The organism is Nocardioides aurantiacus (assembly GCF_003752505.1).
Classification (GTDB): domain Bacteria; phylum Actinomycetota; class Actinomycetes; order Propionibacteriales; family Nocardioidaceae; genus Marmoricola; species Marmoricola aurantiacus.
The window spans coordinates 1,487,377-1,511,858 of sequence record NZ_RKHO01000001.1; the positions used below are offsets into that span (position 1 = coordinate 1,487,377).

25 protein-coding genes are annotated in these 24,482 nt (G+C 74.9%); 20 read left to right on the forward strand and 5 right to left on the reverse strand.

What is annotated here, in order from left to right; all coding sequences use genetic code 11:
• Positions 1-29: 29 nt before the first annotated feature.
• The gene (locus EDD33_RS07075) at positions 30-569 is read right to left on the reverse strand and encodes a PH domain-containing protein (protein ID WP_123389704.1); all 540 of its coding nucleotides are present in this window, start codon (positions 567-569) and stop codon (positions 30-32) included.
• A gap of 38 nt (positions 570-607) precedes the next feature.
• Between EDD33_RS07075 and EDD33_RS07080 the strand changes: the two genes are divergently transcribed.
• The 13 genes from EDD33_RS07080 to EDD33_RS07140 all read left to right on the forward strand — a co-directional run bounded on the left by EDD33_RS07080 (position 608) and on the right by EDD33_RS07140 (position 14,100).
• On the forward strand, positions 608-2,383 hold the full coding sequence (locus EDD33_RS07080) for an ABC transporter ATP-binding protein (protein WP_246003405.1): 1,776 nt from the start codon (positions 608-610) through the stop codon (positions 2,381-2,383).
• 69 nt (positions 2,384-2,452) lie between these two features.
• On the forward strand, positions 2,453-3,841 hold the full coding sequence (locus tag EDD33_RS07085; protein ID WP_123389705.1) for a replication-associated recombination protein A: 1,389 nt from the start codon (positions 2,453-2,455) through the stop codon (positions 3,839-3,841).
• Positions 3,842-3,852: 11 nt separating this feature from the next.
• Entirely contained in the window at positions 3,853-4,386 is a 534-nt protein-coding gene (locus EDD33_RS07090; RefSeq protein ID WP_123389706.1) for a hypothetical protein, read from the forward strand.
• 10 nt (positions 4,387-4,396) lie between these two features.
• The gene (locus tag EDD33_RS07095) at positions 4,397-4,681 is read left to right on the forward strand and encodes a DUF6167 family protein (RefSeq protein WP_123389707.1); all 285 of its coding nucleotides are present in this window, start codon (positions 4,397-4,399) and stop codon (positions 4,679-4,681) included.
• A complete protein-coding gene (gene alaS, locus EDD33_RS07100) occupies positions 4,681-7,383 on the forward strand; it encodes an alanine--tRNA ligase (protein WP_123389708.1) in 2,703 nt (900 codons plus the stop codon). Before EDD33_RS07095 ends, alaS begins: the two co-directional genes overlap by 1 nt.
• Positions 7,380-7,853, forward strand: coding sequence for a Holliday junction resolvase RuvX (gene ruvX / locus EDD33_RS07105; RefSeq protein ID WP_123389709.1), 474 nt, complete (start codon positions 7,380-7,382; stop codon positions 7,851-7,853). Before alaS ends, ruvX begins: the two co-directional genes overlap by 4 nt.
• Positions 7,854-7,865: 12 nt before the next feature.
• Complete coding sequence (gene mltG / locus EDD33_RS07110) at positions 7,866-9,023, forward strand: endolytic transglycosylase MltG (protein ID WP_123389710.1); 1,158 nt, start codon at positions 7,866-7,868, stop codon at positions 9,021-9,023.
• 19 nt (positions 9,024-9,042) lie between these two features.
• Positions 9,043-9,969, forward strand: coding sequence for a shikimate dehydrogenase (locus EDD33_RS07115; RefSeq protein ID WP_281274215.1), 927 nt, complete (start codon positions 9,043-9,045; stop codon positions 9,967-9,969).
• A gap of 10 nt (positions 9,970-9,979) precedes the next feature.
• Entirely contained in the window at positions 9,980-10,756 is a 777-nt protein-coding gene (locus EDD33_RS07120) for an A24 family peptidase (RefSeq protein WP_123389712.1), read from the forward strand.
• Positions 10,757-10,798: 42 nt separating this feature from the next.
• Positions 10,799-11,977 (forward strand): chorismate synthase, encoded by a 1,179-nt coding sequence (gene aroC, locus EDD33_RS07125; RefSeq protein WP_123389713.1) that lies wholly within the window; start codon positions 10,799-10,801, stop codon positions 11,975-11,977.
• Complete coding sequence (locus tag EDD33_RS07130) at positions 11,974-12,510, forward strand: shikimate kinase (RefSeq protein ID WP_342773598.1); 537 nt, start codon at positions 11,974-11,976, stop codon at positions 12,508-12,510. The genes aroC and EDD33_RS07130 overlap by 4 nt, the downstream gene beginning before the upstream one ends.
• Positions 12,503-13,627 (forward strand): 3-dehydroquinate synthase, encoded by a 1,125-nt coding sequence (gene aroB, locus EDD33_RS07135; protein WP_123389714.1) that lies wholly within the window; start codon positions 12,503-12,505, stop codon positions 13,625-13,627. Before EDD33_RS07130 ends, aroB begins: the two co-directional genes overlap by 8 nt.
• A complete protein-coding gene (locus EDD33_RS07140) occupies positions 13,624-14,100 on the forward strand; it encodes a type II 3-dehydroquinate dehydratase (protein ID WP_123389715.1) in 477 nt (158 codons plus the stop codon). Before aroB ends, EDD33_RS07140 begins: the two co-directional genes overlap by 4 nt.
• Here the strand turns inward: EDD33_RS07140 and EDD33_RS07145 are convergent.
• Positions 14,097-14,795 carry a response regulator transcription factor gene (locus tag EDD33_RS07145; RefSeq protein WP_211332452.1) on the reverse strand — a complete coding sequence of 233 codons (699 nt, stop codon included), beginning with the start codon at positions 14,793-14,795 and terminating at the stop codon, positions 14,097-14,099. The genes EDD33_RS07140 and EDD33_RS07145 overlap by 4 nt on opposite strands.
• Before the next feature lie 144 nt (positions 14,796-14,939).
• On the opposite strand from EDD33_RS07145, the gene EDD33_RS07150 reads away from it, so the two are divergent.
• From EDD33_RS07150 to EDD33_RS07160, 3 genes are read left to right on the forward strand one after another with little or no spacing between them, the layout of a single operon-like run.
• Entirely contained in the window at positions 14,940-16,016 is a 1,077-nt protein-coding gene (locus tag EDD33_RS07150; protein ID WP_211332453.1) for an acyl-CoA dehydrogenase family protein, read from the forward strand.
• Between the two features lie 2 nt (positions 16,017-16,018).
• Positions 16,019-17,377, forward strand: coding sequence for a PIG-L family deacetylase (locus EDD33_RS07155; RefSeq protein ID WP_170169720.1), 1,359 nt, complete (start codon positions 16,019-16,021; stop codon positions 17,375-17,377).
• Entirely contained in the window at positions 17,374-18,090 is a 717-nt protein-coding gene (locus EDD33_RS07160) for a glycosyltransferase family 2 protein (protein WP_123389718.1), read from the forward strand. The genes EDD33_RS07155 and EDD33_RS07160 overlap by 4 nt, the downstream gene beginning before the upstream one ends.
• Here EDD33_RS07160 and EDD33_RS07165 read toward each other — a convergent pair.
• Positions 18,087-18,827, reverse strand: a complete 741-nt coding sequence (locus EDD33_RS07165; protein ID WP_170169721.1) for a dienelactone hydrolase family protein — start codon at positions 18,825-18,827, stop codon at positions 18,087-18,089. The two genes, EDD33_RS07160 and EDD33_RS07165, sit on opposite strands and share 4 nt — an antisense overlap.
• 99 nt (positions 18,828-18,926) lie before the next feature.
• Here EDD33_RS07165 and EDD33_RS07170 point away from each other — a divergent pair, with 99 nt between their 5' ends.
• The 3 genes from EDD33_RS07170 (at position 18,927) to EDD33_RS07180 (ending at position 21,675) form a co-directional block, all read left to right on the forward strand.
• A complete protein-coding gene (locus EDD33_RS07170) occupies positions 18,927-19,904 on the forward strand; it encodes a zinc-binding metallopeptidase family protein (RefSeq protein WP_246003407.1) in 978 nt (325 codons plus the stop codon).
• Between the two features lie 4 nt (positions 19,905-19,908).
• Complete coding sequence (locus tag EDD33_RS07175; protein WP_246003408.1) at positions 19,909-20,496, forward strand: flavin reductase family protein; 588 nt, start codon at positions 19,909-19,911, stop codon at positions 20,494-20,496.
• 222 nt (positions 20,497-20,718) lie between these two features.
• A complete protein-coding gene (locus EDD33_RS07180) occupies positions 20,719-21,675 on the forward strand; it encodes a type IV toxin-antitoxin system AbiEi family antitoxin domain-containing protein (protein ID WP_170169722.1) in 957 nt (318 codons plus the stop codon).
• 5 nt (positions 21,676-21,680) lie between these two features.
• Here EDD33_RS07180 and EDD33_RS07185 read toward each other — a convergent pair whose 3' ends face one another.
• Both EDD33_RS07185 and EDD33_RS07190 read right to left on the reverse strand, forming a co-directional pair.
• Entirely contained in the window at positions 21,681-22,559 is an 879-nt protein-coding gene (locus EDD33_RS07185) for an HpcH/HpaI aldolase/citrate lyase family protein (protein ID WP_123389722.1), read from the reverse strand.
• The gene (locus tag EDD33_RS07190) at positions 22,556-23,641 is read right to left on the reverse strand and encodes an HpcH/HpaI aldolase/citrate lyase family protein (RefSeq protein ID WP_123389723.1); all 1,086 of its coding nucleotides are present in this window, start codon (positions 23,639-23,641) and stop codon (positions 22,556-22,558) included. Before EDD33_RS07190 ends, EDD33_RS07185 begins: the two co-directional genes overlap by 4 nt.
• Positions 23,642-23,809: 168 nt before the next feature.
• Here EDD33_RS07190 and EDD33_RS07195 point away from each other — a divergent pair, with 168 nt between their 5' ends.
• Positions 23,810-24,355, forward strand: coding sequence for a Dps family protein (locus EDD33_RS07195; RefSeq protein ID WP_246003409.1), 546 nt, complete (start codon positions 23,810-23,812; stop codon positions 24,353-24,355).
• Positions 24,356-24,482 lie beyond the last annotated feature (127 nt).

Consider the following 24,482-nt stretch of genomic DNA (forward strand, 5'->3'; position numbering starts at 1 on the left):
TCGCCCCGCTCGCCGCGCCCGGCACGGCCTCAGCCGAGCAGCGGCAGCACGACGGTGGCCACGGCCAGCACCGCGACGCCTGCCAGCGTGCCGGAGTGCCAGGTGCGACGCAGGTCGGGCCGCTCGAGGCGCCCGTCGTCGAGGTGGCCGGCCGCCCGCAACGCCTCGAGCCGGGCCTGCACCCGGACGGCCGCGGGGCCGGGCTCGCCACGGGCCCGCTGCGTGCCGCTCGGGGCCTGAGCGGCCCAGGCCTGCACGGTGCCGTACGCCGTGCGCAGCCGCAGGCCGTAGCGTCCCTCGACCTCCTCCAGCGCCGGCCACGGCACCTCGACGGTGCGCAGCGTGTTGACCACGCGGACGCCCCCGTCGGAGACCTCGACGCAGGCGCGCCAGAAGGCCGCCCAGCCGAGCAGGCCGAAGAGCACGAGCGGCGCGGCGTACGTCCGGACGGCCGTGGGGCCACCCAGCAGCGTCGACCCCGTCCCGAGGACGGCGAGCGCCACCATCGTCGCCCCGAGCGCGCGCGCCGACGGCGCGCGCACCACCTCCGTGGGACCCAGGGCCTGCATGCGCCCACCCTGGCAGAGACTCCCCGAAAGGCATCGTCGTGAGCACTCCCGAGGACCAGCTGCACCCGGTCGGCACGCCCGTCGGCCCCCGCGACACGGCCGCCACCGGCCGGACCGGCCAGGACCACGACGTCCCGCTGCTCGAGGTCGAGGACCTCAGCGTCCACTTCTACGTCGACGGCGACTGGTTCCCCGCCGCCATCGACGTCAGCTACACCGTCGAGGCCGGCGAGGTGCTGGCCATCGTGGGCGAGTCCGGGTCGGGCAAGACGCAGTCGTCGATGTCGCTGCTGGGACTGCTGCCGCCCAACGGCCGCTCGACCGGCAGCGCCAAGCTCCGCGGCCAGGAGCTCGTCGGGCTCACCGGCGCCCCGTTGCGCCGCATCCGCGGCAAGGAGATCGCGGTCATCTTCCAGGAGCCGATGACCGCGATGAACCCGGTCTACACGATCGGGTTCCAGATCGTGGAGACCATCCGCTCGCACTTCGACATCTCTCCCAAGGACGCCCGCAAGCGCGCCATCGAGCTGCTCACCCTGGTCGAGATCCCCGAGCCCGAGCGCCGCTTCGACGCCTTCCCGCACCAGCTCTCCGGCGGTCAGCGGCAGCGCGCCATGATCGCCCAGGCGCTGGCCTGCGAGCCGCAGCTGCTCGTCGCCGACGAGCCGACCACGGCGCTCGACGTCACCGTCCAGGCCGAGATCCTCAAGCTGATGCGGGAGCTGCGCGAGCGGGTCAACGCCGGCATCGTGCTGATCACCCACGACATGGGGGTCGTGGCCGACATGGCCGACCGGATCGTGGTGATGCAGCACGGGCGGATCGTGGAGACCGGCACCGCCGACGACATCTTCAACCGGGCGCAGCACCCCTACACCCAGCAGCTGCTCGCCTCGGTGCCCCACTTCGGCACCGCGAGCGCCGTCGACGGCGAGGCCCGCACCGAGCGCGACCGCGCGACCGCGGCAGGCGACTCCCGGCCGCCGATCTTCACGGCCGAGAACCTCGTCCTGGAGTACCCCAAGCGCGGCAACCAGCCGGTCTTCCGAGCCGTGGACGACGTGTCGCTGTCGATCCAGCCCGGCGAGGTCGTCGGCCTGGTGGGGGAGTCGGGCTCGGGCAAGACCACCATCGGCCGCGCCGCCATGGGCCTGCTGCCCGTGGCCGGTGGCAGCTTCGAGGTGGCCGGCGTCCAGCTCGCCGGAGCCACGCGCAAGGACCTCAAGCCGCTGCGCGACAAGGTCGGCATCGTCTTCCAGGACCCCGGCTCCTCGCTCAACCCCCGGCTCCCCGTCGGCGAGTCGATCGGTGAGCCGCTGCTGCTGCACCGCGGTCTGAAGGGCAAGGCGCTCGGTGCCGAGGTCGAGCGGCTCCTCGACGCGGTGCAGCTGCAGCGCGGCTTCCGCAACCGCTACCCCCACGAGCTCTCCGGCGGTCAGCGCCAGCGCGTCGGCATCGCCCGCGCCCTGGCCCTCAACCCCGACCTGCTCGTGGCCGACGAGCCCACCTCCGCGCTCGACGTGTCGGTGCAGGCCAAGGTGCTGGACCTGTTCCAGGAGCTGCAGCGCGAGCAGGGCTTCGCCTGCCTGTTCATCAGCCACGACCTCGGCGTGGTCGAGCTGCTCGCCTCGCGGATCGCCGTGATGTACATGGGCAAGCTGGTCGAGGTCGGACCCACCGACCAGATCGTGCGCACCCCGCAGCACGACTACACCCAGCGTCTCGTCGCCGCCGTCCCCGTCCCCGACCCGGCCGAGCAGCGTCGCCGTCGCGAGGCCCGCGACGCCCTCATCGACCGCGTCGGCGCCAGCTGAGGGCCGACCCATCGCCTCCTGCCGCGGGCGCGGCGGACGGCGTCGGAGCGGGCGGCTAGGGTCGCGGCGATGGACGGCCTGTTCGAGCTCGACGACGCGGCGGCCCCGGCCAACCGGCCGGGCGGCACCGCGGGCTCGCTCGCGGGCAACGCCCACGCCTCGGCCCCGCTCGCGGTGCGGATGCGACCGCGCACGCTCGACGACCTCGTCGGGCAGCAGCACCTGCTGCGCTCCGGGTCGCCGCTGCGGCGGCTGATCGAGGGCGACCAGCCGATGTCGCTGCTGCTGTGGGGACCGCCCGGGACGGGCAAGACCACCATCGCCTCGATCGTCTCGGGCCAGACCAACCGCGAGTTCGTGGAGGTCTCCGCGGTCTCGGCGGGCGTCAAGGAGGTCCGCGCCGCCATCGACACCGCCCGCAACCGGCTGGTGCGCACCGGCGGCGAGACGGTGCTGTTCGTCGACGAGGTGCACCGCTTCAGCAAGGCCCAGCAGGACGCGCTGCTGCCCGGCGTGGAGAACCGCTGGGTGACGCTGGTCGCGGCCACGACCGAGAACCCCTTCTTCTCGGTCATCTCGCCGCTGCTCTCCCGCTCGCTGCTGCTCACCCTCGAGCCGCTGACCGACGCCGACGTCCGCGGGGTGATCGAGCGGGCACTGGCCGACGAGCGCGGTCTCGGCGGCCGTCTCACCCTCGAGCCCGACGCGCTCGACCACCTCGTGCGGTTGGCCGGGGGAGACGCCCGCCGGTCGCTGACCTACCTCGAGGCGGCAGCCGGAGCCGCCGAGAGCCCGGAGGCCGGGGACGAGGAGGCGCAGACCGGGACCATCACGCTGGCCACGACCGAGCGGGCCGTGGACCGGGCGGCGGTGCGCTACGACCGCCAGGGCGACCAGCACTACGACGTCACCAGCGCGTTCATCAAGTCGATCCGCGGCTCGGACGCCGACGCGGCCATGCACTACCTGGCCCGGATGGTCGAGGCCGGCGAGGACCCGCGCTTCATCGCCCGCCGGCTGGTGGTGCTCGCCAGCGAGGACGTCGGGCTCGCCGACCCGACCGCGCTGGGCGTGGCCGTCGCCGCGGCCCAGTCGGTGCAGCTGATCGGGATGCCCGAGGCGCGGCTCAACCTCGCCCAGGCCGTGCTCCACCTGGCGCTCGCGCCCAAGTCCAACGCCGTGATCACGGCCATGGACGCCGCCTCGGCCGACGTCCGCGCCGGCAAGATCGGCCCCGTCCCCGCCCACCTGCGCGACGCGCACTACGGCGGGTCCAAGCAGCTCGGCCACGGCCAGGGCTACCGCTACTCCCACGACGCGCCCTACGGAATCGCGGAGCAGCAGTACGCCCCCGACGTCGTCGCCGACGCGACCTACTACCGCCCCACCTCCCTGGGCGCGGAGGCCTCGCTCAAGGAGCGCTGGGAGCGCGTCCGGCGACTCGTCCGCGGCAGGTAGGGTCGGGCGCCATGGACTCGCCGCTCACCCTGGGACTCGCGCTGGCCCTCGGCGCCGCCCTGGTGGCGGTCGTCGTGCTGGCCACGCAGGTGCGGCGCGCCCGTCGGAGCACCGAGGCCGAGCTCCTCGCCACCCGCACCGAGTCCGAGGCGCTCCGTGAGCGGGTCGACGGGCTCGCGGCACGGCTCGACCGTCGCGACGACGACGGCGCCCGGTCGGGCGCGGACGGGGCGGCGTACGTCATCACCGACGCCGGCGCCCCCGACGCCGCCCCGCTCGTCGCGGCGCGGCCGATGGTCGCCGACCGCGTGGTCCTCAACGCCGCGCTGGGCGAGCCGCTGGTCCGTGCGGTCGCGCTGGGCCACGGCGTGCGCCGCGCGCTGAGCGCCGAGTCCCGCAACCGGATCCGCTTCGAGATGCGCCGCGAGGCCAAGCGGGCCCGCAAGCAGCGCCGCCGCGAGATGCGCGACGCCTACCGCGACGCCCGGGTGGCGCGCCGCTCCGCCGAGGGGCCCGCCGGGGACCCGGGGGCCCGTGCCGCATGAGGACCCAGTGGTGAACCGGGGCTGGTGGTTCGTCGCGGGGGCCGGGGCCGGGGTGTACGCCGCCGCCCGCGCCCGCCGCGTGGCCGAGTCGCTGACGCCCCAAGGACTCCGCGACCGGGTCGCCGGGCTCAGCCTGGGCGCCCAGCTGCTGGCCGAGGAGGTCCGCGCCGGCGCCGCCGAGAAGGAGGCCGAGCTGCGCGACCGGCTCGGCCTGGTCGCCCCCGAGCCGGGCCCGCCGGCCCTGCATCCCACGCACACCACCCCGCTCCAGATCCCCGAGGAAGGCACCACCTGATGGACAGCGCCGACATCCGCCGCCGCTTCGTGGCGCACTTCGAGGCGGCCGGCCACACGGCCGTGCCCTCGGCCTCGCTGCTCGTGCCCGACCCCAATCTGCTGTTCGTCAACGCCGGGATGGTGCCCTTCAAGCCCTACTTCCTGGGCCAGGAGACGCCGCCGTGGCCGCGGGCCACCAGCGTGCAGAAGTGCGTGCGCACCCCCGACATCGAGGACGTCGGCAAGACCACGCGGCACGGCACGTTCTTCGAGATGTGCGGCAACTTCAGCTTCGGCGACTACTTCAAGCAGGGCGCCATCGAGCTGGCCTGGGACCTGGTCACCAAGCCGCTGGCCGACGGCGGCTGGGGGCTGGAGGAGAGCCGGCTGCACCCGAGCGTCTACGAGGACGACGCCGAGGCGGTGGAGCTGTGGCGCAAGGTCACCGGGCTCCCCGACCACCGGATCGTCCGGCTGGGGCGCAAGGAGAACTACTGGTCGATGGGCGTGCCGGGTCCCGGTGGCCCGTGCTCGGAGATCCTCTACGACCGGGGGCCGGCGTACGGCCCGGACGCCGACCTGTCGACCATCGGCCCCGACATGCCCACCGAGCTCGAGGACCGGTTCCTGGAGATCTGGAACCTCGTCTTCATGCAGGACGAGCTCTCGGCCGTGCGCTCGAAGTCCGACTTCGACATCGCCGGCCCGCTGCCGCAGCGCAACATCGACACCGGCATGGGCCTGGAGCGGGTGGCGCTGCTGCTGCAGGACAAGCCCAACATGTACGAGACCGACGTCGTCTTCCCCGTGATCCAGCGGGTCGAGGAGCTGACCGGGCGCCGCTACGGCGCCGACCCGGGCGACGACGTCCGGTTCCGGGTGGTGGCCGACCACGTCCGCAGCTCGATGATGCTCATCGGCGACGGCGTGACGCCGGGCAACGAGTCGCGCGGCTACGTGCTGCGCCGGCTGCTGCGCCGCGCGGTCCGGTCGGTGCGCCTCCTGGGCTACGAGGAACCGGCGCTCCCCGAGCTGTTCCCCGTCAGCCGCGACAAGATGGGCGAGACCTACGGCGAGCTGCTCACCGACTGGGACCGGATCTCGACGGTCGCCTACGCCGAGGAGGACGCCTTCCGGCAGACGCTGCGCACCGGCACGACCATCTTCGACACCGCGGCGACCCGCGTGAAGGACAGCGGCGGGTCGACCCTGCCCGGCGACCAGGCCTTCGCGCTGCACGACACCTACGGCTTCCCGATCGACCTCACCCTGGAGATGGCGGCCGAGGCCGGGCTCGAGGTCGACGAGGCGGGCTTCCGGTCGCTCATGGCCGAGCAGCGCGACCGCGCCAAGGCCGACGCACGGTCCCGCAAGGGCCAGCACGCCGACACCGGCGCCTACCGGGGGATCCTCACCGAGCACGGGCCCACCGAGTGGCTGGCCTACGAGACCCTCGAGACCGAGTCGCGGCTGCAGGCCGTCCTCAGCGGCGGCCGGCCGGTCACCAGCCTGGCGGCGGGCGAGGTCGGCGAGGTCGTCCTGGACCGCACCCCGTTCTACGCCGAGTCCGGTGGGCAGGCGGCCGACGCCGGCACCATCGACTTCGCCGGCGGCACCCTGGAGGTGCTCGACGTGCAGCGCCCGGTCAAGGGCCTGGTCGTGCACCAGGTGCGCGTGGTCGACGGCGAGCTGCCCCCGGGCGCGGTGCTGCACGCGCGCGTCGACCCCGAGTGGCGCACCGGCGCGCGCCAGGCGCACTCCGGCACCCACGTCGTCCACGCGGCGCTGCGCGAGGTGCTCGGCCCGCAGGCGCTGCAGGCCGGCTCCTACAACCGGCCGGGCTACCTCCGCCTCGACTTCGGCTGGACCGGCGGCCTCTCGCCGGCCCAGGTGCACGACGTCGAGGAGGTCGCCAACCGCGCGCTGCGGGCCGACCTCCCGGTGGGCTGGCAGTACATGACCCTGCCCGAGGCCAAGGAGTGGGGTGCGCTGGCGCTGTTCGGCGAGACCTACGACGTCGGCCAGGTGCGCGTCGTGGAGATCGGCGGGCCCTGGTCGCGCGAGCTCTGCGGCGGCACGCACGTCGACCACTCCAGCCAGATCGGCACCATCGTGGTGACGGGGGAGTCCTCCGTCGGCTCGGGCAACCGACGGATCGAGGCGTTCACCGGCGTCGAGGGCTTCGCCTACCTCGCCCGTGAGCGCGACGTCGTCGGCGAGCTGTCCACGCTGCTCAAGACGCGGCCCGACGACCTCGTGGGGCGCGTCTCGGACCTCGTCGAGCGGCTGCGCAGCGCCGAGAAGGAGATCGAGAAGGCGCGCGTCGCCCAGCTGCTCGCCTCGGCCGGCGACCTGGCCGCGGCCGCCGAGGACCTCGACGGCGTCGCCCTGGCCGGGCAGGTCGTGGCGGGCGCGGGCGGGGGCGACGTACGCACGCTCGCGCTGGACGTGCGCGCCCGGCTCGCGCAGGAGCGCCCGGGCGCCGCGGTCGTGATCGGCACCGGCGGCGGCAAGCCGTCGGTCGTGGTCGCGGTCAACGACGCCGGCCGCGCGGCCGGGCTCTCGGCCAACACGCTGGTGCGCGTCGCCGTGCAGGTCCTCGGGGGCAAGGGCGGCGGCAAGGACGACGTGGCCCAGGGCGGCGGCTCGGACGCGAGCAAGGCCGACGAGGCGCTGCGGGCGGTCCGCGACCACCTCGCCCAGGGACGCCCGACCGCGTGAGCACCGCACCGGGGGTGCGGCTGGGGATCGACCCGGGCGAGGCCCGCATCGGCGTCGCCAGCAGCGACCCGCACGGCATCCTCGCCACCCCGCTGGAGACCGTGGCTCGGGCCAAGGGCGACCTCGACCGGCTGGCGGCGCTGGTGGAGGAGCACGACGCCCGCCTCGTCTACCTCGGCCTGCCCCGCTCGATGTCCGGGGGAGAAGGCCCCTCGGCGGGTAGGGTTCGAGCGTTCGCGCAGGACCTGGCGGCCCGGATCCACCCGGTGCCGGTGCGGTTGTGCGACGAGCGCCTGAGCACCGTGACGGCCGAGGGGCAGCTGCGGGCACAGGGACGCAAGGGCAAGAAGCGTCGGGCGGTGGTCGACATGGCCGCCGCGGTCGTGATCTTGCAGGGGGCTCTGGAGAGGGAACGACAGACGGGCGACGCGGCCGGCGAGCTGGTTCGAGCCGACGCCCCGGACCAGTAGGACGGACGACACGTGAGCCACACCGACTACAGCGGGGACGAGCCCCTGCTCGAGGACGGGTACGACGACCTCCAGGACGCCGACGACTGGAGCTACGAGGAGCCGCGCAAGCGCCGTGCCCGCAGCTGCCTGCCGGTGCTGCTCGTCCTGGTGATCCTCGGCTCCGGCCTGTTCTTCGGCGGCCGCTGGGCCTACGACGAGCTGAGCACCCGGCTGGCCTCCGCGCCCGACTTCGAGGGCCCCGGCAGCGGCGAGGTGGTCTACCAGGTCGAGGAGGGCGTCACCTCGGCCCAGATCGGCCGCGACCTCAAGGAGGCCGGCGTCGTCGCCAGCGTCGACGCGTTCACCGAGGCCGCCACCCTCGACGAGGACTCCCGCAACATCCAGGTCGGCTACTACCAGCTGCAGGAGAAGATGAGGGCGAGCGACGCCCTCGACGTCCTCGTCGACCCGGCCAACCTCGTGCAGGCCCTGGTGACGGTGCCCGAGGGCGCCCGGGTCCGCCAGGTCGTGGACTCCATCGCCAAGAACACCGACATCCGGCGGCGCGCGGTGGTCCGGGCCCTGGCCGACGCCGAGGCCATCGGGCTGCCGGCCGACGCCGAGGGCAACCCCGAGGGCTACCTGTTCCCCGCCACCTACACGGTGCCGCCCAAGATGACGGCGGTCGAGCTGATCAGCCAGATGGTCGCCAAGACCAAGGCCGTGGAGGCCGACCTCGACATCGAGGCCCGCGCCGCCGACCTCGGGCTGACCCCCGAGCAGGTGCTCACGGTGGCCAGCATCCTGGAGTACGAGGCCAACAAGTCCGAGGACTACCCGCGCGTCGCCCGGGTGCTCTACAACCGGCTCGACGACGACATGGCGCTGCAGCTGGACTCCACGGTGTCCTACGTCAGCGGTCGTTCGGGCGACGTCTGGACCACCTCGGCCGAGCGCGACTCCGACTCGCAGTACAACACCTACAAGTACACCGGCCTCCCGCCCGGCCCCATCGGCTCGCCCGGCCAGGAGACCATCGAGGCGGCCCTGGAGCCGGCCGAGGGCGACTGGCTGTTCTTCGTGCCCGACTACGAGGCCGACACCACCCGCTTCTCCGTGACGCTGGCGGAGCACAACAGGTGGGTGGAGAAGCTCCGCGAGTACTGCCGCAACAACGAGGACTGCTAGGCCCGTGCGCTGCGCCGTGGTGGGCACCCCCGTGGCCCACTCCCTCTCACCTGCCATGCACCGGGCGGCGTACGCCGAGCTGGGGCTGGACTGGACCTACGACGCGGTCGAGCTCGCCGCCGACGACCTGCCCGCCCACCTGGCCTCGCTCGACCGCAGCTGGCGCGGCCTGTCGCTGACGATGCCGCTCAAGCGCACCGTCGTGCCGCTCGTGGACTCCCTCGACGACTGGGCGCGCGTCTCGGGTGCGGTCAACACGCTCGTGCTGGGCGACCGACGGCGGCTGGGGTTCAACACCGACGTCCCCGGGGCGATGGCGGCCCTCGTCGAGCGGGTCCACGACCCGGTCCGCGAGGTCGTCGTGCTGGGGGGCGGGGCCACCGCCACCTCGGTGCTGCTCGGCCTGGTCGAGCTGGGCTGCACCCGGGCCCACGTGCTGGTGCGCGACCCGGCCCGCGCGGCCGAGACCGTCGAGACCGTGCGCCGGCACCGCCGCGGCCCCGAGGTGAGCGTCGGCAGCCTGCCCGAGGCGGTGGCACGCGGCGACCTCGGCGAGGGCTCGGTGGCCGACATGGTCGTCTCGACCATCCCCGGTCGCGCCCAGACGCCCGAGGTGCTCGCCGCGTGCGCGTCGGTGCCGCGGGTCTTCGAGGTCGTCTACGACCCGTGGCCGACGCCGTTGGCGCGCGCCGCGGAGCAGTCCGGTCGGCCGCTGGTGAGCGGCCTCGACCTGCTGGCGCACCAGGCGGTGCTGCAGCTGCAGGTGATGGCCGGGCGCTCGGTGCCCGTGGAGCTGCTGCGGGTCGCGGCGCTGCGCGAGCTCCGCCGGCGCGGCCACGCCACCCCCGGCGGCGACCCCGGCGGCAATCCGGGCGGCGACCCGGGCGGCCACCGGGGCGGCACGAGTCCTGTGGACGACGGCCCGACCGTCGCCCCGAGCGCCTAGCGTCACCGGCATGCCCTGGTCCGAGGCCGCCCTGCTGCCCACGGTGGTGGCCGCCGTCGCCTGTGGCCTGCTCGCACTGCCGGTGCCGGCCCTGCTGGCACGACTGCCCGAGCCCGAGCCGGACGCCCCGGCGGTGCCCGAGCCGACGCTCGTGGGCGAGCCGCTGGTCGAGACGCCACCCGCCTCGCCCCTGGGGCCACCCCCGCCCAAGGAGCCGTACGCCGCGATCGCCGCGCTGCCCGGCCTGCGCCCCGGGCTGGTGCTGGGGTGCGCGCTGGTCGGAGCCGCGTTCGGCGCGGCCGTCGGCTGGACGGGCGCGCTGCTGTTCCTGGTGCCCCTCGTCCCGGTCGGCGCGGTGCTGCTGGTGATCGACTGGCGGACCACCCTGCTCCCCACGCGCGTCCTGCACCCGACGTACGCCTTGCTCGCGGTGCTGCTGCCGCTGGCCGCCCTGCTCGACGGCGACGCCGGCGGGCTGCTCGGCGCGGCCGGCGGCTGGCTGCTGGTGGGGGGCTGGTTCTGGGTCTTCTGGGCCGTCCTGCACGCCTGGGGGTTCGGCGACGTCCGGCTGGCCCGGGTGCTGGGGCCGGCGCTGGGCTACCTCGGCTGGTCCCACGCCGTGGTCGGGCTGGGGCTGATGGTGTTCCTCGGCGGGATCGGCGGCGTGGCGCTCTCGCTGCTGCGGAGCAGCCTGCGGCGCCGCTACCCCTACGGTCCGTTCATGCTGGTCGGGGCGGCGCTCGCGGTCGTCGCGGCGCCCGCCGTCGCGGCGGGTCTCGGCTACTAGGGAGGGGCCGGGAGGGGCCGGACCACGTGGGAGACTGGCGCCATGTTGCGCTGGCTCACTGCGGGGGAGTCCCACGGACCCTCCCTCACCGCGATCCTCGAGGGCCTCCCCGCCCACGTCCGGGTCACCTCCGAGGACATCTCCGACGCCCTGGCCCGCCGCCGGCTGGGCTACGGCCGCGGCGCCCGGATGAAGTTCGAGCAGGACCAGGTGCGCGTCACCGGAGGCGTCCGCCACGGCGAGACCCAGGGCGGCCCGGTCGCCATCGAGGTCGGCAACACCGAGTGGCCCAAGTGGGAGAAGGTGATGTCGGCCGACCCCGTGGACCCGGTCGAGCTCGAGGCCCTGGCCCGCAACGCCCCGCTGACGCGTCCCCGTCCGGGCCACGCCGACCTGGTCGGGATGCAGAAGTACGACTTCACCGAGTCGCGTCCCGTGCTCGAGCGTGCCTCGGCCCGCGAGACCGCGGCCCGCGTGGCGCTCGGCCGCGTCGCCTCGGCCTTCCTCGAGCAGGCCACCGGCGCCCGGCTGGTCTCCCACGTCGTCGAGCTCGGCGGGGTGCCCGCGCCGGCCGGCTCGGTCCCCGGCCCGGACGACGTCGCGCGGCTCGACGAGGACCCGGTGCGCTGCCTGGACCCGGACGCCTCGCAGCAGATGGTCGAGCGGATCGACCAGGCCCACAAGGACGGCGACACCCTCGGTGGCGTCGTCGAGGTCGTGGTCCACGGACTGCCGCCGGGCCTGGGGTCCCACGTGCACTGGGACCGGCGCCTCGACGCGCGCCTGGCCGGCGCGCTGATGGGCATCCAGGCGATCAAGGGCGTCGAGGTCGGCGACGGCTTCGAGCTCGCGGCCACGCCCGGGTCGCTCGCGCACGACGAGATCGTCACCGAGGACGGTGCCCTGCGGCGTACGTCGGGACGCTCAGGTGGCACCGAGGGCGGCATGTCGACCGGCGAGGTGCTGCGCGTGCGCGCCGCGATGAAGCCGATCGCGACCGTGCCCCGGGCGCTGCGCACCGTCGACGTCGCCACCGGCGAGGCCACGGTCGCCGACCACCAGCGCTCCGACGTCTGCGCGGTCCCGGCCGCCGGCATCGTCGCCGAGGCGATGGTGGCGCTGGTGCTGGCCGACGCGGTCGTGGAGAAGTTCGGCGGCGACAGCGTGGGGGAGACCCGGCGCAACGTCGGGAGCTACCTCGACACGCTGCGGTTCCGGTGAGCACCGGCAGCAACGAGGCCACCCGGCCGCGGGTCGTCCTCGTCGGCACCATGGGCGCCGGCAAGACCACGGTGGGCCGTCGCCTGGCCGAGCGCTGGGGCGTGCCGTTCCGCGACTCCGACCACGACGTGGAGGAGCGCGAGGGCCGCTCGGTCTCCGACATCTTCGTCGACTCGGGCGAGGCGCACTTCCGCCGGCTCGAGCGCGAGGCGGTGGCCGAGGCGCTGTCCGGCCACGACGGCGTGCTCGCGCTGGGCGGTGGTGCGGTGACCGACGAGAGCACCCGCGCCCTGCTGGCCGGCCACGAGGTCGTCTTCCTGCGCGTGGGCCTCGGCGACGCCGCCTCGCGGGTCGGGCTCGGGGTCTCCCGGCCGATGCTGCTGGGCAACGTGCGCGGCCGGATCAAGCAGCTGATCGACGAGCGCACCCCGGTCTACGAGTCCGTGGCCGTCCACGTCGTGGAGACCGACGGGCTCGACGTCGACCAGGTCGTCGAGCAGGTGCTGGCCCGGCTGGAGGGCTCCCGTGGCTGAGGCGACCGCGGCGACGGTGCTGCACGTCGGCGGCGCGGCGCCGTACGACGTGGTGGTCGGGCACGACGTGCTGGCCCGGGTGCGCGACCTGCTGGGTCCCGGCGTACGACGGGTGGCGCTGTGCCACGCGCCCGGCCTCGGTGACCTGGTGGCCCGGGTGCGCGACCAGCTCGACGGCCTCGAGGTGCTCGACCTGCCGCTGCCCGACGGCGAGCACGCCAAGACCGCCGTCGTCGCCGCGGAGGCCTGGGAGGCGCTCGGCGAGGCCGGGTTCACGCGCTCCGACGCGGTGGTGACCGTCGGCGGCGGCGCGACCACCGACATGGGCGGCTTCATCGCCGCCACCTGGCTGCGCGGCGTCCCCGTCGTCCACGTGCCCACCACCCTGCTGGCCATGGTGGACGCCGCCGTGGGCGGCAAGACCGGCATGAACACCGGCGCGGGCAAGAACCTCGTGGGGAGCTTCCACGAGCCGGCGGGTGTCCTGTGCGACCTCGACGCCCTGGTCACGCTGCCGCGGCCCGAGCTGGTCGCCGGCCTGGCCGAGGTGCTCAAGTGCGGCTTCATCGCCGACCCCGAGATCCTGGCCCTGGTGGAGGCCGACCCGGACGCAGCGCTCGATCCCGCCACGCCCGCGCTGCGCGAGCTGGTGGAGCGCGCAATCGGGGTCAAGGTCGGCGTCGTCGTCGACGACCTGCGCGAGACCGGCGGCCGCGACGGCCACCCGGGCCGCGAGGCGCTCAACTACGGCCACACCCTGGCGCACGCCATCGAGCGCGGCACCGGCTACCGCGTGCGCCACGGCGAGGCGGTGGCGCTGGGCATGGTCTACGTCGCCGAGCTCGCCCGCCGGGTCGGGCGCCTCGACGCCGCCACGGCCGACCGCCACGAGCAGGTGCTGCGGTCCGTCGGGCTGCCGGTGCGCCTCGCCGACGTCGGCGCCGACGACCTGGGCTTCGAGGAGCTGCTGGCCACGATGCGGGTCGACAAGAAGGCCCGCGGTGACCGGCTGCGGTTCCTCGTGCTCGACGGGCTGGCGCGGCCGACGGTGCTCGCGGGGCCCGAGGAGGACGCGCTGCGCGCGGCCTACGACCACGTCCGGAGGGCGACGCCATGACCGAGACCACGACCGGGACCACGACCGGCACCGGGCCCACGACCGTGCTGGTGCTCAACGGGCCCAACCTGGGGCGGCTGGGCAAGCGGCAGCCGGAGATCTACGGCCACACGACGTACGCCGACCTGGTCGGCCTGTGCGAGCAGTGGGGCCACGACCTCGGGCTGGCCGTCGAGGTCCGACAGACCAACCACGAGGGGGTGCTGCTCGACTGGCTCAACCAGGCGGCCGACGACGGCACGCCGGTGGTGCTCAACGCGGCGGCGTGGACGCACTACTCGCTGGCCCTCTACGACGCGTGCGCGCAGCTGACCGCACCCCTGGTCGAGGTCCACATCAGCGACCCCAAGAACCGGCCGGAGGAGTTCCGGCACACCTCCCACGTGACGCCGCACGCGGCCCACGAGGTGGTGGGGCAGGGCGTCGACGGCTACCGCGTCGCCCTGGAGCACCTGGCGGGCGACCGGACCTAGCGGATCCCGGTGACGGCGCCCGGCGGGTCGAGGACGGTGCGGGTCTCGTCGGGGTTGAACCCGTGGCGGACCGCCCACAGCACCGCCTGGCTGCGGCGCTGCACGCCGATCTTGCGGTAGGCCGAGCGGATGTAGGTCTTCACCGAGTTGATCGAGAGGTAGGCGCGCGACGCCACCTCCTGGTTGGACAGGCCCTGGGCGATCAGCGCGAGCACCTCGGACTCCCGCGCGCTCAGGCCCAGCCCGCGGCCGGGCCAGTCGCCGGCGCTGATCGTGGCCTCGGCGTCCTCGGGGGCCTGGCTGACCACCACGGAGCCGGCGGCGACCTTCTCCAGGGCGTCGACGACCTCGTCGGCGCCGGAGGTCTTGCTCAGGCAGCCGGCCACGCCCAGGTCGAGGCACTCCTGCACCAGCTGGGGGTCGAGGTGCCAGGTGTAGATCACGACCGGGGCGGCCGTGGTCGCGAGCACCTCGGCGACCGGACCGACCGCGCGCTCGCGGGTGAAGGCGTCGTAGAGCAGCACGTCGACGGGGCTGCTGACGGGGACGCCGCTGTCGAGCTCGACGACCTGCACGCGCGAGGCGAACGGCTCGAGCATCCGGTGCACCCCCTGCACCACGACCTCGTAGTCGTTCATGATCGCGACGCGGACGACGTCGCTCCCGGGGGTGCGCTCCGGAGCCGGGGTGGACATGGGGGCCACGATAGTCCAGGGGGGTGACGGCCACCGGCGGACGCCGTACGCCCCACCCCTGTGGGGGAGGTCGGGGCCAGGTGGTCAGGGCTAGCGTCGGCACGTCGTGCGTCCGTGCGGCGCCCCAGCCCGAGGAGTGACCCGGTGCCCCCCACCCCCGTCCGGCTGAGCCAGGGGCGAGCGGCGTCCCCCGTGCTGGGTGCGCTCGTGGAGGACGCCGTGCGCGCGGCGTACGCCGACCCGGCCGGTCCCGACCTCACCGCGGCCCTCGACCTGGCGGTGCTGCTGGGCCGCACGCTGCCGCTGCCCGCCGCCGGCGACACCGTCGGGCTGTGGGAGGCGCTGGCCACGCTCGGGGCGGTCGACCTCACCGTCGCGCGCGTGGTCGAGCCCCACCTCGACGCCCTCGCGGTCCTCGCGGAGGCGGCGGCCGCGGGCTCGACCGCTCCCGACGCCCCGGACGACGCGACCTGGGGCGTGTACGCCGCGGAGGGTCCCCGCCGGCTGGAGGCACGGCCGGCCCCCGACGGCTGGGTGCTCGACGGCGAGAAGTCGTGGTGCTCCCTGGCCGACCACGTCGACCACGCCCTGGTGACGGCCTGGGTCGACGAGACCCGCCGCGGGCTGTTCGCCGTGGACCTGGGCGCCGCCGGGGTGGCCCGGCAGGCCACCGGCGGCTGGGTGGCGCGCGGCCTGGCCGCCGTGCGCAGCACCGGCCTGCGCCTCGACGGCGTGCCCGCGACGCCGGTCGGGGACCCCGACTGGTACCTCACCCGCCCCGGCTTCGCCTGGGGTGGCGCCGGCGTCGCGGCCGTGTGGTTCGGCGGGGCCGTGGGCGTGGCCCGCCGGCTGCGCGAGTCCGCCGAGCGACGCGAGCCCGACCAGCTCGCGCTGGCCCACCTCGGCGCGGTCGACGCCGTCCTGGACGGCGCCCGCGGCTCGCTGGCGGCGGCGGCCGACCTCGCCGACACCCGGCCCGACACCGCCCGCGCGGAGCTCGTCACCACCCGCGTGCGCCAGCAGGTCGCCGACGCGGCCGCCGAGGTGCTCGACCGGGTCGGTCGCGCGCTGGGACCGGGGCCGCTGGCCACCGAGGAGCCGCACGCCCGACGGGTGGCCGACCTCGGGCTCTACCTGCGCCAGCACCACGCCGAGCGCGACCTGGCCCGGCTGGGCTCGCTGGTGCTCGATGCCGCCCCCGACGCGGAGCGGTGGTGGTGAGGGTGCCGACGCCGCACGAGTTCACCCACGTCGGGCCGGGCACCTCGGCCCGCGACTGGCGCGCGCACCCCGGGTGGGCGGCGGGCGAACCGCTGGACCTCCGTGGCGTGCACCACCTCGTGGTGGTGGCCGCGCATCCCGACGACGAGTCGCTGGGCGCCGGGGGCCTGGTGGCCGCGGCGCGCGACGCCGGGGTCTGCGTGCACCTGGTGTGCGCCACCGACGGGGAGGGCAGCCACCCCGACTCGCCGAGCACGACCCCGCAGCAGCTCGCGGCGGTGCGGGCCCACGAGGCCCGGGCCGCGGCGCTCGAGCTGGGGGTGGGCGAGGCGCAGCTGGTGCGGCTGCAGCTGCCCGACGGTGACCTGGCCGACCACCAGGAGCAGCTGACGCGGCGGCTGGTGGAGCTCGTCGTCGCCGGGGGAGCGGGCGAGCGGACCGTCCTCGCCGCACCCTGGCGCGAGGACGGCCACCCCGACCACGAGGCCGCGGGACGGGCCGCGGCCGCGGCGGCGCGGCGTACGGACGCGACGCTGTGGGAGTACCCCGTCTGGTTCTGGCACTGGGGCACGCCGGCCCAGGCGCCCTGGTCGCGGCTGCGGCCGCTCACGCTCACCGGGCCCGAGGCCCAGGCCAAGCAGCGCGCGATCGCCAGCCACCGCAGCCAGGTGGCGCCGCTGTCCGACGAGCCGGGGGACGGGACCCTGCTCGGCCCCGAGCTGCTGGAGCACTTCGCCGGCACCGTCGAGCACCTGCTGGTCACGCCGTCCACCGAGTGCCCCGACGACGCCCTCGACAGCGTCCACGAGCAGGACGCGGACCCGTGGGGCGTGGAGAGCCGGTGGTACGAGAAGCGCAAGCGCGACCTCGTGCTCGCCGCCCTGCCGCGAGCACGCTTCCGTCGCACCCTCGAGGTGGGCTGCTCGACCGGGTCGCTGGCACAGAGCCTGGCCACGCGCACCTCCACCCTCGTCGCCGTGGACCGGTCGCCGGCCGCGCTGCGCGCGGCCCGCACCCGCCTGGCCGACGCCCCCGGCACCGACGTGCTGGGACTGGACGTCCCCGCGCGCTGGCCGGGCGGGCGCTTCGACCTCGTCGTGGTCTCCGAGGTCGGCTACTTCCTCAGCCCGCTCGCCCTGGACCGCCTCGTCGACCGGGCGGCCGACAGCCTCGACCCCGACGGCGTCGTCGTGCTGTGCCACTGGCGGCACCCGGTCGAGGGGTGGCCGCTCGACGGTCCGGCCGTGCACGCCCGGGTGGCGGCGCGCCTCGACCTGCCGCTGCAGGCGACGTACGCCGACCGAGACGTGGAGATCCGCGTGCACAGCGCCGACGCGTCCTGGCCGGACCCCGGGCGGTGACCGCCGCGGACGTCCGGCCCGGCCCGCTGGCCGTGCACGTCGTGGTGCCGGCGCGCGACGAGGAGCTGCTGCTCGCCGGCCACCTGCTCGCGCTGGCCCGGGCGGTGGACGGGCTGCGTCGCGCCCGTCCCGCGGTGCGGGTGGCGGCCACGCTGGTGCTGGACAGCTGCACGGACTCCTCGGCCGACCTGGCGCGTCGTACGGCCACGGGGTGGGGGTGGCTGGAGACCGTGCAGGTCGGGCTGGGCTGCGTGGGTCGGGCCCGGGCCGCCGGGGTCGACCGGGTGCGTGCCGCCCACCGCGACCTGCCACCCGAGCGGGTGTGGGTGGCCTCGACCGACGCGGACTCCGCGGTGCCCCCGGACTGGCTGGTGCACCACGCCCGGGTCGCCGCCGACGGGGCCGCGCTGCTGACCGGCACGGTGCGTCCCGTGGGCCTCTCCGCCGACCGGCTCGGCCGGTGGCTGGCGGTGCACCAGCTCGGGGACGGCCACGAGCACGTCCACGGCGCCAACCTGGGGTTCACGCTGGCCGCGCACGACGCGGTGGGCGGGTTCGCGCCGCTGCCGACCGGTGAGGACGCCGACCTCGTGGCCCGGATGCGGGCCGCCGGCGTGCCGTGGGTGGCCTCCGCGGCCTCCCCGGTGCTCACCTCGGGCCGTGCAGTGGCGCGGGCGCCGGAGGGCTTCGCGGAGTTCGTCGCGGACCTCTAGCCGCGCAGCTTCTCCTCGAAGAAGGCGAGCACCCGGTCGACGCCCTCCTGCTGGCGGTGCAGGGTCAGGGTCGAGTGCTTGCGGCCCTCGAACTCGACCTTGAGGAACGCCTCGCCGAGCTCGCGGGTGAGGGTCTCGAACCGCCGGCCCACGGCGGGGTCCTGGCGGTAGCGCAGCCCGAGCACCTGGCAGCCCGCGGCGGCACGGTCCTTGACCACCGCGAGGTCCTCGGGGCTGAGGTTGACGTCGCGCGAGCGGCCCGGGCTGACCGGGAACGGTGCACTCGGCTGGGCCAGCACCGGGGCGGCCACCGAGGTGTCGACCATCATGGCCAGCGCGAAGCCGCCCGTGAAGCACATCCCCAGGGCGCCGACACCGGGGCCGCCGAGCTCCCCGTGGAGCTCGCGGGCCAGGCTGCGCAGCCACCCGGCGATCGGCGTGGTCTGCCCGGTCGCCAGGGTCGTGAACTCACGGCTCACGCAGACGCGTCGCAGGGTGTCGAGCGCGTACGCGACGCCGACCGGCTTGCCCGGCGTACCGAAGAGGTGGGGGAGCACGACGGTGAACCCGGCCGCCACGACCTCGTCGGCGAACGCGACCACCTCCGGCGTCATCCCCGCGATCTCGTGGACCACGACCACGCCGGGCCCGCTGCCGCGGCGGTAGACGGGGTGGGTGGTGCCGTCGTGGGTGTGCTCGCCGCGCGTCCAGTCGGCCAGGGGGTCCGGGGTGCTCACGGCGTCAGTCAAGCAGCCCGTGCTGCGCGCCACAGCCCGCGGACGCGTGGCGCGGCGCGGTGTGGGAACGTGAGACGAGTGAGGTCGTACCGCTGCCGGGTGTGCGAGAACCCGCTCCACTTCGAGAACTCCCAGTGCGTGTCCTGCGGGAGCCGGCTCGCCTTCTCCCGCGACGAGCGCGAGGTGGTGCCGGTCGACCAGGACGGTCGCTACACCGCGGCGGACGGCACGACCTGGACGGTGTGCCGCAACCTGGGGCTCTCGGGCTGCACCTGGCTGGCCTCCACCGAGGGTGCGCAGTGCTCGGCGTGCGACCTCACCCGCACCCGCCCCCACGACTCCGACGCCGTCGGGCTGCGGCAGTTCTGGGACGCCGAACGGGCCAAGCGCCACCTCGTCGCGGAGCTCGACGTGCTCGGCTTCCCCGTCGTGGACAAGCACACCGACCCGCAGGACGGCCTGGCCTTCGACCTGCTCAGCAGCGTGGCGGAGTCGGTGACCATCGGGCACGCCGACGGCGTCATCACCATCGACCTCGCCGAGACCGAGGCCTCGCACCGCGAGAAGCTGCGGGCCCAGCTCGACGAGCCCTACCGCACGATGCTGGGCCACTTCCGGCACGAGTCGGGCCACTACTTCGAGTGGCAGCTGGTGCGCGGGCAGGAGCGGATCGCCCGGTCGCGGGAGCTGTTCGGCGACGAGAGCGCCGACTACCAGGCCGAGCTCGACCGGCACTACGCCGAGGGGCCGCCGGAGGACTGGGAGTCCTCGCACATCTCGGCGTACGCCACGATGCACCCGTTCGAGGACTTCGCGGAGACCTGGGCGCACTACCTGCACATCTGCGACACCATCGAGACGGCCTCGGAGTACGGCCTGGCCCTGCCGGGCCCGCGCACCGCCCAGGACTCGTTCCGCGACGTCGTGGTGGGCACCTGGGTGCCGCTCGCGATCGCGCTGAACATGATCAACCGCAGCATGGGCCACGACGACCTCTACCCCTTCGTCATCCCCGGGCCGGTCCTCGACAAGCTCGAGTTCGTCGCCTCGCTCTCCGGTGCGCGGCTCGATGGGTGACCCGGTGGACCGCGCCGTGGACGGCTCCTCGGACGGCCCCTCGGGTAGTGCGGGCGAGGACGACTTCGGGTTGTGGCTCGGTGACCACACGCCGGTGCCCGGTGACGACCGTGGCGCCGTCCACGCCCGGCACCAGCGCGACGTGCTCGGTCGGTTCGCGACCGGCGTGACCGTGGTGACCGCCGTGCACGAGGGCGAGCCGGTCGGCCTGACCTGCCAGTCCTTCAGCAGCGTCTCGCTCGAGCCGCCGCTGGTGCTGTTCTGCGTCTCCCGCACCTCCAGCACCTGGCCCCGCGTGCGCGCCTCGGGCCACTTCTGCGTCAACGTCCTCGCCGCCGACCAGCAGCCCCTGGCCGAGGCGATGGCGGTCCGGGGCCCCCACAAGTTCACCGGCGTCGACTGGCGCCCCGGCGTCTCCGGCTCCCCGGTCGTCGCCGGCACCCTCGCCCACGTCGACTGCCGCATCGAGGCCGTCCACCCCGCCGGCGACCACGACGTCGTGATCGGCCACGTCCTCGACCTGGGCCTCGGCTCGCCCACCACCTCCGCCCCCCTCCTCTTCCACCGGGGGGGCTACCTCCCGGAGGGGTAGGCGGCTGCTGGTTCCCCGGACGTCCGGGGAACTGGGGACGTGTCAGGTGTCGTGACGGCTGACAGGTCCCGGAGAAGGCTGACGAGTCGGCGGCGCGGCGTACGTCGGGGCGCGGTGGCCGGCACACGACGGATCGCTCCGCGCACCGGCACGTCCACAGCCGCGCCCGAGCCTGTGGATCGTCGTTCGACGTCGCGGCCAGTCGCGCGCAGGCTGGTCGTCGTGGACCCGCACCCCGATCGCCGCCCGGCGGCGGCCCCTCGTGACCAGCCGCTCGACCTACCCGCCGTGCCCAGCACGCTGCCGCTCGACCGTCCGTTCACCCGCGAGGCGGCGCGCCAGGCCGGGGTGGAGCGACGTGCCCTCGAGCGGCTGCTGAAGCGCGGCGAGCTGGTCCGGCTGGTCCGTGGGGTGTACGCCGCAGCCGCGCTCGTCGACGTGCCCGCGGTCCGTGTCGCGGCCGTCGCGCTGGCAGCGGGCGAGGCGCGCGACGACGTGCTCGTGGTCGACCGGACGGCGGCCTGGCTGCACGGGGTGGACGTTGCCGGGTGGGAGCAGGGTCCGGTGCCGCTGGACCTGCGCCGCCGTACGCCGACCCCCGGCGCCCGCCACCGCAGCGCACCGGCGTGGGAGGACCGCGACCTGGTGCGCCTCGGGCCGCTGGTAGTCACCTCGCCGCTGCGCACCGCCGTCGACCTCGGGCGGGGCGGGCCGGAGGCGTTCGCAGCGGTGGTGATGGACCGGCTGCTGCGCACCGGGGGCCTGCGGCACACCGAGCTGCTGGCCGAGCTGGCCCGCTGGTCGGGACGGACCGGGGCGGTCCGGCTGCGCGAGCTGGCCGCGGCGGCCGACGGGCGGGCGGTGACGGCGGGGGAGTCGGTGCTGCGGCTCGGCTGGCACCGAGCCGCGCTGCCGACGCCCACGCCGGGGCTCCTCGTCCGAGCGGGCGACCGGTTGGTCCGGCTGGCGCTCGGCCTGGCCGACCGCCAGTTCGGGGCCGTGCTGTCGGGCCAGCTCGACCGGGCCGAGGTCGCCACCGACGACCTGGCCCGGCTCACCGACGCGGGCTGGCGGGTGGTGCTGCTCCGCGAGGACCGGGTGCTGCGCGAGGACCCGTCGCTGTGGGGCGCCCACCTGGTGCGGGAGTTCCACCAGCAGCTGCTGGCCCAGGTGGGCTGAGGGGCTCAGCCCTCGAGCGCCTGGATCGCCTCGTGCATCGTCAGGGTGCGCTGGGCCGACTCGACGTGGAGGTTCTCGACCATCTTGCCGCGGTAGGTCACCACGCCCGAGCCCCGTCCGTCCTCCCACGCCTGCAGGACGCCCCGGGCGTCCTCCACGGCCTCGGCGCTCGGCGCGAAGGCGGTGTTGGCGCCCTCGACCTGCCCGGGGTGGATGAGCGTCTTGCCGTCGAAGCCCATCTCGCGGCCCTGGCGGCACTCGGCGAGGAAGCCGTCGGTGTCCTTCACGTCGTTGTAGACGCCGTCGAGGATCGCCTTGCCGGTGGCGCGGGCGGCGAGCAGCGCGAGCGAGAGGCCGGTCAGCAGGGGCGCGCGACCGGGCACGTGCTCGGCGTACAGCTCCTTGACGAGGTCGTTGGTGCCCATCACCAGCACGGTGAGCCGTTCGGAGGCGGCGGCGATCTCCTCGGCGTGCAGCATCGCGTACGGCGTCTCGACCATCGCCCATAGCGAGGTGCGGTCGGGGGCGCCGTGGCGCTCGAGGGCGTCGACGAGGGTGTGGACCGCCTCGGCGGAGGCGACCTTCGGCACCACGATGGCGTCGGGTCCGGCCTCGCACGCGGCGCGCAGGTCGTCGTCGTGCCACTCGGTGTCGGCGCCGTTGACGCGGATGGTGAGCTCGCGCCGGCCGTACTCGCCCGACGCGGCGGCCGTGGCGGCCGCCTCGCGGGCCGAGGCCTTGGCGTCGGGGGCGACGGCGTCCTCGAGGTCGAGGATCAGCCCGTCGCACGGCAGGGACTTGGCCTTCTCCAGGGCGCGCTTGTTGGAGGAGGGCATGTAGAGCACGGAGCGGCGGGGGCGGAACTGCTCGGGCGCGTCGGTCATCGCGAGGCCTCCGTCACGATCGCGTCGTACTGCTCCTTCAGCGCGGGGTCGATCGCGGCCAGCTGCTCGGCGAGCTCGACCATGACGAGGCACTGCTTGAGCGAGGCGTCGTCCTCCATCTTGCCGTCGAGCATCACCGCGCCCGTGCCGTCGCCCATCGCCTCGACGACGCGCCGCGCGTGGGCAACGTCCTCCGGGGCGGGGGAGAACACCCGGTTGGCGATGGCGATCTGCTTCGGGTGCAGCGACCAGGTGCCGACGCAGCCCAGCAGGAAGGCGTTGCGGAACTGGTCCTCGCACGCCACCACGTCGGTGATGTCGCCGAACGGGCCGTAGTAGGGGTAGATGCCGTGCATCGCGCAGGCGTCGACCATGCGGGCGATCGTGTAGTGCCACAGGTCCTGCTGGTAGGTCGGCCGCGACCCTTCGATGTCGCCGTCGACCGGGTCCTGGCGGACGAGGTAGCCGGGGTGGCCACCGCCCACGCGCGTGGTCTTCATCCGTCGGTCGGCGGCGAGGTCGGCCGGGCCGAGCGAGAGGCCCTGCATCCGCGGCGAGGCGCCGCAGATCTCCTCGACGTTGACCATGCCGCGGGCGGTCTCGAGGATCGCGTGCACCAGGATCGGCCGGTCGAGACCGGCCTTGGCCTCCAGCTGCGCGAGCAGCCGGTCGACGTAGTGGATGTCCTCGGCACCCTGGACCTTGGGCACCATGACGACGTCGAGGCGGTCGCCGATCTCGGTGACCAGCGTGGTCAGGTCGTCCAGGCCCCAGGGTGAGTCCAGCGCGTTGACGCGGGTCCACAGCTGGGTCGGGCCCCGACCGCCGCCGAGGTCGGGGGTCGCGCGGGCGATGTCGACCAGGCCCTGGCGCGCGGCAAGCTTGTTGTCGGCCTTGACGGCGTCCTCGAGGTTGCCGAGCAGCACGTCGACGGAGCCGACCATGTCGGGGACCTTGGCGGCCATCTTGGGGTTGCTCGGGTCGAAGAAGTGGATGGCCCGGCTCGGCCGGGCGGGGATCTCGCGCAGCGGCGCCGGGGCACCGACCGCGAGCGGGGCGAAGAAGTCCTTGGCGCTGCGCATGCGCGGGACGCTAGCAGCGGCGTTCCGAGCGCGGGTATGAGCAATCCCACGCCGACCGGGGCCGCCCCGGGCGCGTCGCGACCCGGCCGTCCAGAACTGAACGGGTCAAGATTGAACCGCTGGGTACACAGGGGTCTCACCGACGAAGAACGCGTGGAAGGAACTGTCGTGCCCGACATCAGCTACACCACCCCCGGCCTTGACACCGACCAGAGCACCCGGGTCATCGACCTGCTGCAGTACCGCCTGGCGGCGTACAACGACCTCCACCTGACCCTCAAGCACGTGCACTGGAACGTCGTCGGCCCCAACTTCATCGCCGTCCACGAGATGATCGACCCCCAGGTCGAGCTCGTCCGCGGCTTCGCCGACGAGGTGGCCGAGCGGATCGCGACCATGGGCGGCTCGCCCGGCGGCACCACCGGCGACATCGCCCGGGTCCGCGACTGGGACGACTACGCCCTGCGCCGCGACACCGTGGCCGCCCACCTCGGCGCGCTCGACCTCGTCTACCGCGGCGTGGTGACCTCCAACCGCGACGCGATCGCCGAGCTCGGCGACCTCGACCCGATCACCGAGGACATCGTCATCGCGCACACCGCCGAGCTGGAGAAGTTCCAGTGGTTCGTCCGGGCGCACCTCGAGAACGCCGCCGGTGAGATCACCACCACCGGCAGCGCGAGCGAGACCGGCGCGGCGGACGCCTCGCGCTGATCCGACCGGGAGCCTGCTCCCGCACCTGACGAGACCCGGTGGGCCCGACGGCCCGCCGGGTCTCGTCGTACGCCGGCACCGGAGCCTCACCGGGTCTAGCGTGGCCGCGACGGGGTCGCCCGTCGGT